Source organism: Pseudomonas kitaguniensis, from assembly GCF_049199985.1.
GTDB classification, from domain to species: Bacteria; Pseudomonadota; Gammaproteobacteria; order Pseudomonadales; family Pseudomonadaceae; genus Aquipseudomonas; species Aquipseudomonas kitaguniensis.
The window spans coordinates 499661-513434 of sequence record NZ_JBLZPT010000001.1 but is presented as its reverse complement, the minus strand read 5'-3'; the positions used below and the strand labels follow the sequence as shown (position 1 = coordinate 513434).

8 protein-coding genes are annotated in these 13774 nt (G+C 59.1%); 3 read left to right on the top strand and 5 right to left on the bottom strand.

Annotated features, from left to right (window positions below):
- Nucleotides 1-12: 12 nt before the first annotated feature.
- Together ACOZK9_RS02485 and ACOZK9_RS02480 are read right to left on the bottom strand one after the other, a co-directional pair.
- The gene (locus tag ACOZK9_RS02485) at nucleotides 13-1620 is read right to left on the bottom strand and encodes a carboxyl transferase domain-containing protein (protein ID WP_421555207.1); all 1608 of its coding nucleotides are present in this window, start codon (nucleotides 1618-1620) and stop codon (nucleotides 13-15) included.
- A 13-nt stretch (nucleotides 1621-1633) separates the two neighbouring features.
- Nucleotides 1634-2797: an isovaleryl-CoA dehydrogenase gene (locus ACOZK9_RS02480; RefSeq protein WP_058415575.1), complete on the bottom strand. Its 1164-nt coding sequence runs from the start codon at nucleotides 2795-2797 to the stop codon at nucleotides 1634-1636.
- A gap of 151 nt (nucleotides 2798-2948) precedes the next feature.
- Between ACOZK9_RS02480 and ACOZK9_RS02475 the strand changes: the two genes are divergently transcribed.
- Nucleotides 2949-4586: an AMP-binding protein gene (locus ACOZK9_RS02475; RefSeq protein WP_421555206.1), complete on the top strand. Its 1638-nt coding sequence runs from the start codon at nucleotides 2949-2951 to the stop codon at nucleotides 4584-4586.
- A gap of 326 nt (nucleotides 4587-4912) precedes the next feature.
- On the top strand, nucleotides 4913-9439 hold the full coding sequence (locus ACOZK9_RS02470) for an NEL-type E3 ubiquitin ligase domain-containing protein (protein WP_421555205.1): 4527 nt from the start codon (nucleotides 4913-4915) through the stop codon (nucleotides 9437-9439).
- 551 nt (nucleotides 9440-9990) lie between these two features.
- Here the strand turns inward: ACOZK9_RS02470 and ACOZK9_RS02465 are convergent.
- From ACOZK9_RS02465 to ACOZK9_RS02455, 3 genes are all read right to left on the bottom strand, one after another.
- Nucleotides 9991-10890, bottom strand: a complete 900-nt coding sequence (locus ACOZK9_RS02465; RefSeq protein WP_421555204.1) for a hydroxymethylglutaryl-CoA lyase — start codon at nucleotides 10888-10890, stop codon at nucleotides 9991-9993.
- Between the two features lie 16 nt (nucleotides 10891-10906).
- Nucleotides 10907-11299, bottom strand: a complete 393-nt coding sequence (locus tag ACOZK9_RS02460) for a MerR family transcriptional regulator (protein ID WP_058415571.1) — start codon at nucleotides 11297-11299, stop codon at nucleotides 10907-10909.
- Nucleotides 11300-11410: 111 nt separating this feature from the next.
- Nucleotides 11411-12346, bottom strand: coding sequence for a LysR family transcriptional regulator (locus tag ACOZK9_RS02455; RefSeq protein ID WP_058415570.1), 936 nt, complete (start codon nucleotides 12344-12346; stop codon nucleotides 11411-11413).
- A gap of 181 nt (nucleotides 12347-12527) precedes the next feature.
- On the opposite strand from ACOZK9_RS02455, the gene ACOZK9_RS02450 reads away from it, so the two are divergent.
- A complete protein-coding gene (locus ACOZK9_RS02450; RefSeq protein ID WP_421555203.1) occupies nucleotides 12528-13757 on the top strand; it encodes an acyl-CoA dehydrogenase in 1230 nt (409 codons plus the stop codon).
- Nucleotides 13758-13774: the final 17 nt, after the last annotated feature.

The following is a 13774-nucleotide window of genomic DNA, read 5'->3' as shown; positions in this document are numbered from 1 at the left end:
GTACAGCTCCATTTACATGCGGAACACGCCGAAGCGGCTCGGCTCGATGGGCGCATTCAGCGCGGCGGACAGGGCCAGCGCCAGCATGTCGCGGGTCTGCAGCGGATCGATGACGCCGTCATCCCACAGCCGCGCGCTGGAGTAGTAAGGGTGGCCTTGGGTTTCATACTGGTCGAGGATCGGCTGCTTGATCGCGGCTTCCTCCTCGGCGCTGAACGCTGCACCGGCGCGTTCGGCTTGTTCGCGCTTGACCTGCACCAGCACGCCGGCCGCCTGTTCTGCGCCCATCACGCCGATGCGTGCATTCGGCCACATCCACAAAAAGCGCGGGTCGTAGGCGCGACCGCACATGCCGTAGTTGCCGGCGCCAAAGCTGCCACCAATGATCACCGTGAACTTCGGCACCTTGGCGCACGCCACTGCGGTGACCAGCTTGGCGCCATGCTTGGCAATGCCGCCAGCTTCGTACTTCTGGCCGACCATAAAGCCGGTGATGTTCTGCAGGAACAGCAAGGGAATACCGCGCTGACAGGCCAGCTCGATGAAGTGCGCGCCTTTTTGTGCGGCTTCGGCGAACAGAATGCCGTTGTTCGCGAGGATCGCTATCGGGTAGCCGTGCAAGTGCGCAAAACCGCACACCAGTGTGGTGCCGAACAGCGCCTTGAATTCGTCGAAGACTGAGGCGTCGACCAACCGCGCGATCACCTCGCGCACATCAAATGGCTGCTTGGCATCCGCCGGAATCACCCCATACAGTTCTTCGCCGGCGTACAGCGGCGGCGCCGGCGTGCGTTGCACCAGTTGGCCTTGTTTGCGCCAGTTAAGGTTGGCCACACTGCGCCGCGCCAGGGCCAGCGCGTGTTCGTCGCTGTCGGCATAGTGGTCGGCCACGCCGGAGATTTTGCAGTGCACATCGGCACCGCCGAGGTCTTCGGCGCTGACCACTTCACCCGTCGCGGCTTTTACCAGCGGCGGCCCGGCGAGAAAGATGGTTGCCTGCTGGCGCACCATGATCGCTTCGTCGGCCATGGCCGGCACGTAGGCGCCACCGGCGGTGCACGAGCCCATCACCACCGCAATCTGCGGAATGCCTTGGGCACTCATGTTGGCCTGGTTGAAGAAGATGCGCCCGAAGTGTTCACGGTCGGGAAACACCTCATCCTGGCGCGGCAGGTTGGCGCCGCCGGAGTCCACCAGGTAGATGCATGGCAGGCGGTTTTGCTCCGCGATGGTCTGCGCGCGCAGGTGTTTTTTCACCGTGAGCGGGTAGTAGGAACCGCCTTTCACCGTGGCGTCGTTGGCGACAATCATGCATTCGATGCCTTCCACGCGGCCGATCCCGGCGATCACGCCAGCGGCGGGCACGTCTTCGCCATACACCTGATAGGCGGCCAACTGGCTGAGTTCAAGGAACGGCGAGCCTGGGTCGAGCAAGCGATTGATACGCTCGCGCGGCAGCAGTTTGCCGCGCGCGGTGTGCCGCGCCTGAGCGTCCGCACCGCCGCCGTGCTGAACCTGCGCGAGCAGGGTATGCAGGGCGTCGACTTGAAGGCGCATCGCCGCGCTGTTGGCGGCAAATTCCGCCGAGCGCGGGTTGAGCTGGGTGTGCAAGGTGGCCATGGCGCGCGCTCCTTCAGCGGGTTTCGTTGAAGAGTTCGCGGCCGATCAACATCCGCCGAATCTCACTGGTGCCAGCGCCGATTTCGTACAGCTTGGCGTCACGCAACAGGCGCCCGGCAGGGAATTCGTTGATGTAGCCATTGCCGCCCAGAATCTGGATGGCATCGAGGGCCATTTGCGTGGCGCGCTCGGAGGTGTAAAGGATCACTCCGGCGGCATCCTTGCGCGTGGTTTCGCCACGCTCGCAGGCCTGGGCCACCGCGTACAGGTAAGCGCGGCTCGCATTGAGGTGCGTGTACATGTCGGCAACCTTGCCCTGAATCAGCTGGAATTCGCCGATGCTCTGGCCGAACTGCTTGCGGTCGTGGATGTACGGCACGATCAGGTCCATGCAGGACTGCATGATGCCGATCGGGCCGCCAGCCAGCACCACGCGTTCATAGTCGAGGCCGCTCATCAGCACTTTGACGCCGCCATTCAGCGCGCCGAGGATGTTTTCCTGCGGCACGTGCACGTCGTCAAAAAACAGCTCGCAGGTGTTGGAGCCGCGCATGCCCAGTTTGTCGAACTTGCTGCCACGGCTGAAGCCCTTCCAGTCGCGTTCGACGATAAAGGCGGTGATGCCATGCGCGCCTTTTTCCACGTCGGTCTTGGCGTAGATCACGTAGGTGTTGGCGTCGGGGCCGTTGGTGATCCAGGTTTTGCTGCCGTTGAGCACGTAGTGGTCGCCGCGTTTTTCGGCACGCAGTTTCATTGAGACCACGTCAGAGCCAGCATTCGGCTCGCTCATGGCCAAGGCGCCGACATGCTCGCCGCTGATCAGTTTTGGCAGGTAATTGAGTTTTTGCGCGTGGCTGCCATTGCGGTTGATCTGGTTGACGCAGAGGTTGGAGTGCGCGCCGTAGGACAAGCCCACCGAGGCTGACCCACGGCTGATTTCTTCGATGGCCACCACGTGCGCCAGGTAACCGAGACCGGCGCCGCCGTATTCTTCCGGCACGGTGATGCCGAGCAGGCCCATGTCACCGAACTTGCGCCACAGGTCAGCGGGGAACAGGTTGTCGCTGTCGATGTGTGCCGCGCGCGGGGCGATTTCCTTGGCCACGAAGGACTGCACTTGGTCGCGCAGCATGTCGATGGTTTCGCCCAGGGCGAAGTTCAGGGACGGGTAACTCATGGACAGGCACCTTAATGTGAGCTTTGTTTTTGTGTGGGTTGAGCGGCGGGGGAGGTCGCTCACCTTTACGTTAACGTAAGCTTGCGTTACGGTGCTGTCAATCGCAGTTTACGTTTACGTCAACCTAAAAAAAAGATAACAGGGAGTCGTTATGGATCAACCCAATCCAAGCTACAGCCGTGGCGTTCAGGGCAAGCCCTTACTGGCCATGACCATCGGCGAGGCCTTTGATCACACGGTTGTGCAACATGCCGATGGCGAGGCGCTGGTGGTGCGTCATCAGCAACGTCGTTACAGCTGGCGGCAGTTGGCCGAAACGGTTGATTTGCACGCCCGTGCGTTCCTCACCTTGGGCATGCAGGCCGGCGACCGCCTGGGTATTTGGGCGCCCAACTGCGCTGAGTGGTGCATCAGCCAGATCGCCAGCGCCAAGCTCGGCGTGATTCTGGTCACTATCAACCCGGCCTACCGCAGCAGTGAATTGGACTACGTTCTCAAGCAGGCAGGTTGCCAATGGCTGGTGTGCGCAGGGTCGTTTAAAAGCTCCGATTACCATGCCATGCTGCAGGAACTGAACCCCGACCTGCGCGCCCTGATCAGCCTCGACCCCAGCCCGCCCCCGGGGTTTATACCCTGGTCGCAGTTGGCGGCGCTCGGCGCCGGTGTCCCGCCCCAACAGTTGCACAGCCGCCAGGCCAGCCTGCATTTTGATCAAGCCGTCAACATTCAGTACACCTCCGGCACCACCGGTTTCCCCAAGGGCGCCACCCTCAGTCATCACAACGTCCTTAATAACGGCTACATGGTCGGCGAAAGCCTGGGCCTTACCGCGCAGGACCGGCTGGTGATTCCGGTGCCGCTGTATCACTGTTTTGGCATGGTCATGGGCAACCTTGCTTGCATAACCCACGGCACCGCCATGATCTACCCCAATGACGGCTTCGACGCGCTGTTAACCTTAAACGCCGTCGCCGAAGAGCGCGCCACCGGGTTGTACGGTGTGCCGACCATGTTTATCGCGCTGCTCGATCACCCACGCCGGGGTGAGTTCGACCTGGCGACCTTGCGCACCGGCATCATGGCCGGCGCGACGTGCCCCATTGAGGTGATGCGCCGCGTCATCAGCGAGTTGCATATGGGCGAGGTGCAGATAGCCTACGGCATGACCGAAACCAGCCCGGTGTCGCTGCAGACCGGCGCCAATGATGATCTGGAACGCCGCGTCACGACCGTTGGCCGCACCCAGCCACACCTGGAAAACAAGATCATCGACGCCGCCGGCAACACGCTCGCTCGCGGTGAAATCGGCGAGCTGTGCACACGTGGCTACAGCGTGATGCTGGGCTACTGGAATAACCCCGAAGGCACCCGTCAGGCCATTGATGCCGCCGGCTGGATGCACACCGGTGACCTGGCGACCATGGATGAGCACGGCTACGTGTGCATTGTCGGGCGCAACAAGGACATGATTATTCGTGGTGGTGAAAACGTGTACCCGCGCGAGCTGGAAGAGTTTCTCTTCACACACCCTGCGGTCGCCGACGTGCACATTATCGGTATCCCGGATGCGGTTTATGGCGAGGCGATCGTCGCCTGGGTCAAGTTGCATCAAGGCCATGCGGTTAATGAGCTGCAGCTGCAAGCCTGGTGCAAGGGCCGCATCGCGCACTTCAAGACGCCCAAACATTTCAAGTTCGTGGAAACGTTTCCGATGACGGTAACCGGCAAGATCCAGAAGTTTCGCATGCGCGAGATCAGTATCGACGATTATCGGCCGGCGGCGGATTGACTGCCCGTTCCGGCCCACGTGCGAGGGGCAGGGCTGACGGTTTTTATCTACCTCATTGCAAGCGATCGAATGCCACATATTGACTGTTCATCAGGTCAATTAGAGTTCGCTACATGGCATGCCTTGAACAAAGTGACAGTACTCCAATAAACGCCGCGCCGAGTGTGCATGGCGTTGTCGTACAGGCACGTTTGCCAGCGTGGTACAGCGCTGCCGCAGACCAGCGAAAGACACAATTACATGAGTGGGCGCTGAGCTATCCACCCTGGTACAAAAAACTGTCCCCGGACAGGCGGCAGCGTGTGCAAGCGGCCCATCAAAGGGGCATGGACGCGCTTAATCAGTTGGATAAGTGTTTCAAGGATTTAAAAGGTGCTGTCGAATTTGCCGAGCCGTTGTTGCTGGCCGCGATGCGCAAAAAATTTGGCCGAGAGGTGGATGTAAAGCGCGTGTTTTTTGCACGTAAGGAGTTCATGCCGAGTGATCGCTCAAAGGTCTTTGGCCTAGAAGCAAGCGGGTATTGTTACTACAAGGGCGTCAGCCTGATTGAGGCGGCGCTGCAGAACTTTTCAGCGGATGAGGCGCTTGAACCGGAAGATAGCCCCTCCAGCATTATTACGCGGTATGACTTTCATCAGCAGTCGCCACCGACCACGTTTAATGAGACGGCCGTCGAGGTGCGCAATGAACTGATCAGCCCGTATGCGTTTGCCGGCATGTGTCGGGAACTGGATCTGGGCGCGCTGTACCTTGCGCATGTAACGGCGATTGTTAACCCACCAGAGCGTGCCGGGGTGGCCGAAGGCAGTGCGGCCGCTAACGTGCGCAGTCGTATCACCGCGTCGACCCTACAGCAGTTGTTATTGACTGTTGAAGTGGCGCTGGAAGTTGGGCATATACAACAGGATTCCTATGCACTATTACGTGAATTAGCCTACTGGACGGCGGGCATGCAGTGGCGCGGCGCGCCTGTGCACTTTTCCAACTTGAAAATGCTGAGTGTTGAACTCAAGCAGATTATCCTCATTGGGCCTTTGCGCTTCGGGTATGTGCGGGGTGTCCAGGTGTTCTTCAAAGAGCCTTGTATCGTATATATCCCTGGAGACCCGGTGTGTGTGTTGAAAGAGTACGCAAGTCTTAGCGAGTTACAGGATGATCTGTCCGACAGGCTGTGTTCGGCCAGTTATCGACGATTTTTTAGTCAATGCGTACCCTATGAGCACCACACTCGGTTTTTCAACACGCTGAAACTTCACCTTGACCCCGACGGCGAACAGGCCGACGACGCAGACTTCGATCCGGGGCATAAAAACCTGCGTACCTGGTCAACGGGTTATGGTGAGGTTATGCCTCATTCCTGGAACGATCATTCTCGGCAAAAAGTCGATTTAATGCTGAGCAATGCCCAGGCAATGGTGACCTCCACCGCCACGGCTGACGACAAAGCACATAACGCATGGTTGATGTCGTTGGCTGGCGGGGCGTTGACTGTATTGAATGTTGCGTCTTTCGTCGTACCGCAACTGGCGCCCCTGATGCTGATGGTCGGCGCGGTGCAAATGCTCTATGAGATAGGGACTGGCGTCGAGGCCTGGGAAGAGGGCGACATGAAAGAGGCGTGGGCGCACGTTTCGGCGGTGGCCTTTAATGTGACGACGGCGGTTGTGGGCGCCAAGCTGTTGCCGTTGTTCAAGACGCCGTTTGTCGAAGCGCTGACCCACGCGCGTTGCGCTGACGCAAAGGTGCGTTTGTATGCACACGGGCTCACACCTTACCTGCGAAAGATCGCCTTGCCCGAAGCCTTGAGGGCCAATGCAAAGGGCTTGTTCGAACACGAGGGTGGTTTATACCTCCCGCAAAACGCCGGGTATTATCGGCTGGAACCGTTGGGTACCGGCAACACCTACAAAATCCTGCACCCGGAAAACCCATCAACCTACTCGCCACAGGTTCGCCGTACAGAAGGCGGTGCCTGGATACATGAGCATGAGCACCCGTTGAAGTGGACCACGGCGCAGTTGATGGCGCGGCTGGGGGCGCAGACACAGAGGTTGGCAGAGCCACCGGATAAACTTGCGCGCATTTGCCAAATAGCCGCGGTGGACAGCGGCGTATTGCGCAAGATGTACGTAGACCAGGCGCCTGTGCCAGGGCTATTGGCAGACACTCTCAAGCGTTTTGAACTTGACGAGAGCATCGCGAGCGAAGCGCCGGGTGTGAGCGCTTCACGGGTGGCGGGGCATCAGGCCGATCTTTTTGCGCAACGTTATGCGGCCGCAGAGAGCGAGAGCGGTGAAGCACTCATGTTACTCAAGCGTACGTTTGGGGCGCTGCCCGACAGCGTGGCGAAAGAGCTGTTGAGCCATGCCAGTGAAGCTGAAATGCAGATGATCGAGCAGCGCAAACGCGTGCCCTTGCGTTTGGCGCAAGAGGCTCGCTATTACCAGCAAGACGTGCGCCTGGCGCGTGCCTATGAAGGGCTTTATCGTAAAACCCTGGGCAATGACGACACCCAACGAATGGTCCTGCACAGCCTGGAGAAGCTCGCAGGTTGGCCGAACGACCTGCGCATTGAAGTGTTCGAGAAGGGCGCCGGCGGCAAGGAGCGCCTCCTTGATTGGCTGGGGCCGCAGAACGCCACGGTCAAGCGGCGCCTTATCAAGTTTGGTCCTGTAAACCTCTATGAGGTGCAGGATGACCGGTTCGGCGTATTGACCGCTCAAGCGGACATCTATGGTGCGGTGCACGCCGCCATTTTGCCCGAGGACAGGGTGAGCCTTGGTCTGACCGCGCATGATCGCGGGGCGAGCCTGAAACGTGCGCTTGAAAACCGGCAATTGATGCCGCGCAGCGAGTTGCGCAGCCTGTTGCAGATGCAGCCGATCAAGCCGGGCTACAAACCACCGATGCGCTTGGCTGACGGGCGTATCGGGTACCCGTTGAGCCCGCTGCCTGGCGCTGTCAGACGCCCATTTGCCTGTGAAATGAAAGCCTCGATGCTCTATCCCTCCAAATCAATTGGGGAGGTCGAAGGTTTTTTGGGCCTTGCGGGCCTCAGTGACGCCGAGGTTCTGGCCAGGTTAACCGAACTTGAAGCTGAGCTTGAGCAGCTTAAAGTAACGCTGAACACCTGGCAGCAAGCGGGGCAAGCGCAGGGTTACGGCCGCTCTCGGGTCAGAGTCTCCAATACCATTCGTGACGCTTGGCAGCGCTATTCGCCGCAGGCAACGGCAGCTGATCAAACCGCTATCGGGCACCTCCTCGACTTGTCGGACGAAGCCTGTGGCGAACTGCCGGCCTTAACCGCCAATATGGACCATGTGGGTTGCTTGCGGCTGAATCGAATGGCGCTGTCCGATGAATCCCTGGGGTTTCTGAAACCTTTCGGTGGCCTGCGCTGGCTGAGCATGAGCAATAACAACTTTACCCGGTTACCGGAGTTTGCAAATGACGGTATCGGCCTGACCAAGCTGGACCTGAGTGCCAATGATATTCGCTTGACCGACCTCACAGCGGCGCGCCTGGAAAGCATGCGCGGCTTGAAGATTCTAAATCTGGCCAACAACCGTCAACTGGGCTGGACAGCCAATCTCGAAGGCTTATGGAGCCTGAACCAGCTGTACTTAAGCCACACCGAAACCGCCACGTTCCCGACCAACGCTGACCAACTGGCCAACCTTGCGAGAATCGATCTACATTCCAACCAGATCTCCACGTTGCCTGAATACGCGTACCGGCAGCGCGAACGAATTATCCTGCACGACAACCCGCTGTCCGCTGCTACGCGTGTGCGTCTTGGGCTGGATGCGCCGTTGGGTGAGCATGTTACGGTTCTGGAGGGGCAAACATTATGGCTGCATGACACGCCGGCAGCCGCGCGGGCAGCGCGCGTCCAGCTCTGGAGCGATGTGGCCGCAAGCCCCGGGTCGGCTGCGTTTTTTACGGTGCTGGCCGACACTACCCGGTGCGCCGAATACCGCTCCGCGACCGCACGTGCGCAGCTGACCGTGCGTGTCTGGGACATGCTCGAGGCGGCCGGTGAGCGACAGCAGGTCCGCGAACAGTTGTTCGCGGCTGCGGATGACAGATTTACCTGCGGTGATGGCAGCGTGCTTGAATTTATGAACCTGGAGCGTGAGTTGCTGGCCTTGCAAGCGCTGGAGTTGGCCGATGCGGCAGGCGCTGAAACCCAACTGATCAGCACCGGCAGAAAGCTGTTGCGGCTTGCGTTGGTAGACGCTATTGCTCAACGAGATGCTGATTTGCGCGGGCCCTTATTTCATGAGGAAACCGAAGTCATACTCGCCTACCGAATAAGATTGGCGGACAGACTTTCGTTGCCGGTCAAATCCCAAGGCATGTTGTTTCCCCAAGTGGCTGCTGTGAGTCAAGAGGCCATCGATAACGCTTATGCAAGTGTGCTCAGGGATGAACGTATCCACGGCAACGAAGAAGCCTTTTTTGTTAAGCAGGGCTTCTGGAACAGGCACCTTGGCAGTCAATACGCAGCGGCATTAAAGGCATTGATGGCACCCGTCAATGAACACTTCATTGAAAAAAACGCAGCGTTAGAAGCATTGGCAGATATACAGCATGAGCAGGATATTGAGGCGGACCAGGCGGTACAGGATCAGTGGCTGGCCAAGCGAAATGCGGCCGTCGACAGGCTTGTCACTCTGCTGGGCAAGCAACACAACGAAATACTGGTGAATGATTCGATGCAAAGTGGTTTTTTTGTAAATGAATTGCAGGCGCTGATGGCTGCGCGGCAAGTGCAGGAGACGCAGGTATTACGCACGTTGACGCGTAGGGTGTTGAATAACCACGACGCAGTGCAAGGGTCCGAGGTTTGACGGGTTAAGACGCAAGAAGCACAAAGGGGACCCGAAGGTCCCCTTTAATCTGTCGTTGCGTGCTCTTTTTTATTATTGAGGGGCGGCCTGTTGTTGTTTTTGGCAACCGTTACCCTTACTGCTGTTTTTAGCGACCCCCATCCGGGGTCAAGAGCAAACGTATTTTTTTGAGCGCTGATCTGCTTCTTCGCATGCGATCCAACCAGTGGGTAGCTACCTGAAGGTAGTTTTGTTCTTCTCTATCCGGTTGCGGGTTTCGGCATCTGCCGTACCCTGCGAAGCACATCTTCTCCAAAAAAATCTGTTAGCTGCGTCTCTGCCGTGTTGTTTTTGTTATGTCAGAGTCGTTTCGTCTTATTTTTATTAGGTTTGGCGCTTTTTATTCTTGTTATGCAATAGAGATAGCAGAAGCCGTGCCAACTTTAAAAAATCATTTAAAATCAACAGGTTGTGTTTTTCACGAAAAATGGCCAGCGGAAAAATACAGGAAATATGTTCCCGTGTTACTCGCCAGGTAAGCGGGCGGTAACACATTGTCACAGCCGCGTTACTCAACCGGCGTTACGCGCTTTGGCCACGCGCGATCCGGTCGGCCTGCCCAGCACATTGCTGATCTGCTGGCCCGCGCGAATCAACAGTTCCAGGTCGATACCGGTATCGATACCCAAGCCATTGAGCAGGTACACCACATCTTCGGTGGCCACGTTACCGCTAGCGCCCTTGGCATAGGGGCAGCCGCCAAGGCCCGCGATAGAGCTGTCGAACACATGGATGCCTTCGAGCAGGCTGGCGTAGACATTTGCGATCGCCTGGCCATACGTGTCGTGGAAGTGGCCCGCCAGTTTGTCGCGTGGCACCTGCGCGCCGACCACCTCGAACAACCGCCGCGTAGCGCCCGCCGTGCCGGTGCCGATGGTGTCGCCCAACGACACTTCATAGCAGCCCATGGCAAACAGCTCGCGGGCGACTGCGGCCACTTGTGCCGGTGCAACATCACCTTCGTAGGGGCAACCCAGCACGCACGACACATACCCGCGCACGCTGATGCCGTGCTGCCTGGCCGCGGCCATGATCGGTGCAAAGCGCTCCAGGCTTTCGCTGATGGAACAATTGATATTGCGCTGCGAAAACGCCTCGGACGCCGCCGCAAACACCGCGACTTCCTTGACGCCGGCCGCCAGCGCATCTTCAAAGCCGCGCAGGTTCGGCGCCAGCGCACCGTAGGTCACACCGGGTTTGCGCTGGATCTGCGCAAATACCTCGGCGGAGCCGGCCATCTGCGGCACCCATTTGGGCGATACAAAACTGCCGACTTCTATATAGCTCAAGCCCGCCGCGCTGAGCGCGTCCACCAACTGGACCTTGTCGGCCACGCTGATGGGCTGGGCTTCGTTCTGCAAACCGTCGCGTGGGCCGACTTCTACCAGGCGTACATGGGTGGGGAGGGGCATGGCGTTTACCTTCTGATCAAGGGCCAACCTGGCCCATGGTGTGCGCGAGGGCCTGGGTGCAGCGCTCTTCGGCGGTGTCCAGTTCCAGCTTCATCTGTTCAATATCCAGCAGTTGTTGCTCAAGCTGTTCACGGCGCTCGGCGATCTTCACCAGCATGCTGTTGAGCTGGATGTGGTTGCCGCTGGAGGGGTCGTAGAGTTCGATCAATTCGCGGCATTCGGCCAGGGAAAACCCGATGCGTTTGCCGCGCAGGATCAGCTTCAGGCTGACCTTGTCGCGCGCCGAATAAATGCGCTCCTGGCCCCGACGCTCCGGGGCCAGCAGGCCTTGTTCCTCATAAAAGCGAATGGCGCGGGTAGTGATGTCGAGCTCGCGGGCGAGGTCGGAGATGCTGTAGGTCGTGCTCATGCTGACGCTCAAGAAGGTCTTGAGCGTTAGGCTAGTGGCTGGTTGACGTTAACGTCAAGAACTGACTCTGCCGTTGGGCGGCGAAGCAGCCGCAAAAACGCCACAGCGCCATCAAGCCTGCTGTTTATCCAGCTTCTTTTCATGCGCCGTCACCTGCTGGCACAACTCGATCATCTGCTCACGCATCCAGCGGTTGGCCGGGTCCTGGTCGGTGCTTTCGTGCCAGTACAGATGGGTTTCCACCGGCGGCACATCGTTCACCGGCAGGTTGAACCACTGCAGTTCATGGCGACGGGCAAAACGCTCGGGCACCGTCATGACCATGTCGGTTTGCTGCAACACCTGCGAGGCCATCAGGTAGTGCTGCGAGCGCAGGGCGATCTTGCGCTGAATGCCCATCTTGCCCAAGGCCAGGTCGACGTGGCCCAGGCCATTGCGGCGGCTGGAGATATGGATATGCGTCAGCGACAGGTAATCATCCAGGCTGAATTTGTCTTTGCCTGCCATTGGGTGGCCCTTGCGCATGGCACACACGTAGCGGTCTTCCATCAGCTTGACGTGGCGCACTTGCGGGTCGGTGTTGAGCGGTGCATCCACGGCAAAATCCAGGCGCCCGGCGGCCAGTTCCTTGGTGGTTTCGCGGCGTTTGGAGAGGAAACTCTCGATCACCACGGTCGGCGCCAGGCGGCGCAGGCGCTGGAACAGCAGCGGCAAAATGACCGCCTCGGTAAGGTCGGTCATGCTGATGCGATAGGTCTTGGCGGCTTGTTGCGGGTTAAAAATCCGGCTTTCCTGCACCGACACGCGCAGCAACGACAACGCGTTACGCACCGGGCCGATGATGTTCTGCGCCATCGGCGTGGGCACCATGCCTTGGGCGGTGCGCACGAACAGCGGGTCGTTGAAGGTTTCGCGAAGACGCGCCAGCGCGTTGGACACCGCAGGCTGGGTGATGCCGACAATCTGCCCGGCGCGGGTCAGGTTGGCTTCGGTGTAGATCGCGTCGAAGACGATAAACAGGTTGAGGTCGACCTTGCTCAGATTCATGTCGTTGCGCTCTTATTGTTAGGTGGCGATTTGTCAGGTGGCGATTTGTAAGGTGCTGATGCGCCGATCATATATCGGTGATGAATGTTAATACACGCCGAGAATAGGTTAGGTAAATTATCAGCGCTGTTCTAGCATCGATTGCATGACCTAAACAACCTCTCAAAGAAGGGAGCTGCTCATGGATTTCGCCTATTCGTCCAAGGTTCAGGAACTGCGTGAACGCGTCACCGCGTTCATGGACGCTTACGTTTACCCGGCCGAAACGGTGTTTGAACGCCAAGTCAGCGAAGGTGATCGCTGGCAGCCCACCGCAATCATGGAAGAGCTCAAAGCGCGGGCCAAAGCCGAAGGCCTGTGGAACCTGTTCCTGCCGGAATCCGAATTGGGCGCAGGCCTTTCCAACCTTGAATATGCGCCGCTGGCGGAAATCATGGGCCGGTCCTTGCTGGGCCCGGAGCCGTTCAACTGCTCCGCACCCGACACCGGCAACATGGAAGTGCTGGTGCGTTACGCCAACGCAGAACAGAAGCAACGCTGGCTTGAACCGCTGCTGCGCGGCGAGATCCGCTCGGCGTTCGCCATGACCGAGCCGGACGTGGCGTCCTCGGACGCCACCAACATGGCCGCCCGCGCCGAGCACCAGGGCGACGAATGGGTGATCAACGGCAAAAAATGGTGGACCTCCGGCGCCTGCGACCCACGCTGCAAAATCCTGATTTTTATGGGCCTGAGCAACCCCGACGCGCCGCGTCACCAACAGCACTCCATGATCCTGGTGCCGGTGGACACGCCCGGTGTGAAAATCTTGCGCCCGTTACCGGTATTCGGCTACGACGATGCGCCCCACGGCCACGCCGAGGTGCTGTTCGACAATGTACGCGTGCCGTATGAGAACGTGTTGCTCGGTGACGGCCGCGGCTTTGAAATTGCCCAAGGCCGCCTTGGGCCGGGTCGTATTCACCACTGCATGCGCTCCATCGGCATGGCCGAACGCGCACTGGAATTGATGTGCAAGCGCGCCGTCAGCCGTACCGCGTTCGGCAAACCACTGGCGCGGCTGGGCGGCAACATCGACAAGATTGCCGACTCGCGGATGGAGATCGACATGGCGCGTCTGTTGACCTTGAAGGCGGCGTACATGATGGACACGGTCGGCAACAAAGTCGCGAAAAGCGAAATTGCCCAGATAAAGGTGGTGGCGCCGAACGTGGCGTTGAAGGTGATCGACCGCGCGATCCAGATGCACGGCGGCGCCGGGGTTTCCAACGATTTCCCGTTGGCCTACATGTACGCCATGCAACGCACCCTGCGCCTGGCCGATGGCCCGGACGAAGTGCACCGCGCGGCAATCGGCAAGTTTGAGATCGGCAAGTACGTGCCTAAAGAGCTGCTGCGCAGCGGGCAATAAAAACCTGTGGCGAGCGC

Coding starts and splice junctions, on each gene's coding strand:
- ACOZK9_RS02475 (WP_421555206.1), top strand. CDS start 2,949: ATGGATCAACCCAATCCAAGCTACAGCCGTGGCGTTCAGGGCAAGCCC.
- ACOZK9_RS02460 (WP_058415571.1), bottom strand. CDS start 11,299: ATGAGCACGACCTACAGCATCTCCGACCTCGCCCGCGAGCTCGACATC.
- ACOZK9_RS02465 (WP_421555204.1), bottom strand. CDS start 10,890: ATGCCCCTCCCCACCCATGTACGCCTGGTAGAAGTCGGCCCACGCGAC.
- ACOZK9_RS02470 (WP_421555205.1), top strand. CDS start 4,913: ATGGACGCGCTTAATCAGTTGGATAAGTGTTTCAAGGATTTAAAAGGT.
- ACOZK9_RS02485 (WP_421555207.1), bottom strand. CDS start 1,620: ATGGCCACCTTGCACACCCAGCTCAACCCGCGCTCGGCGGAATTTGCC.
- ACOZK9_RS02455 (WP_058415570.1), bottom strand. CDS start 12,346: ATGAATCTGAGCAAGGTCGACCTCAACCTGTTTATCGTCTTCGACGCG.
- ACOZK9_RS02450 (WP_421555203.1), top strand. CDS start 12,528: ATGGATTTCGCCTATTCGTCCAAGGTTCAGGAACTGCGTGAACGCGTC.
- ACOZK9_RS02480 (WP_058415575.1), bottom strand. CDS start 2,797: ATGAGTTACCCGTCCCTGAACTTCGCCCTGGGCGAAACCATCGACATG.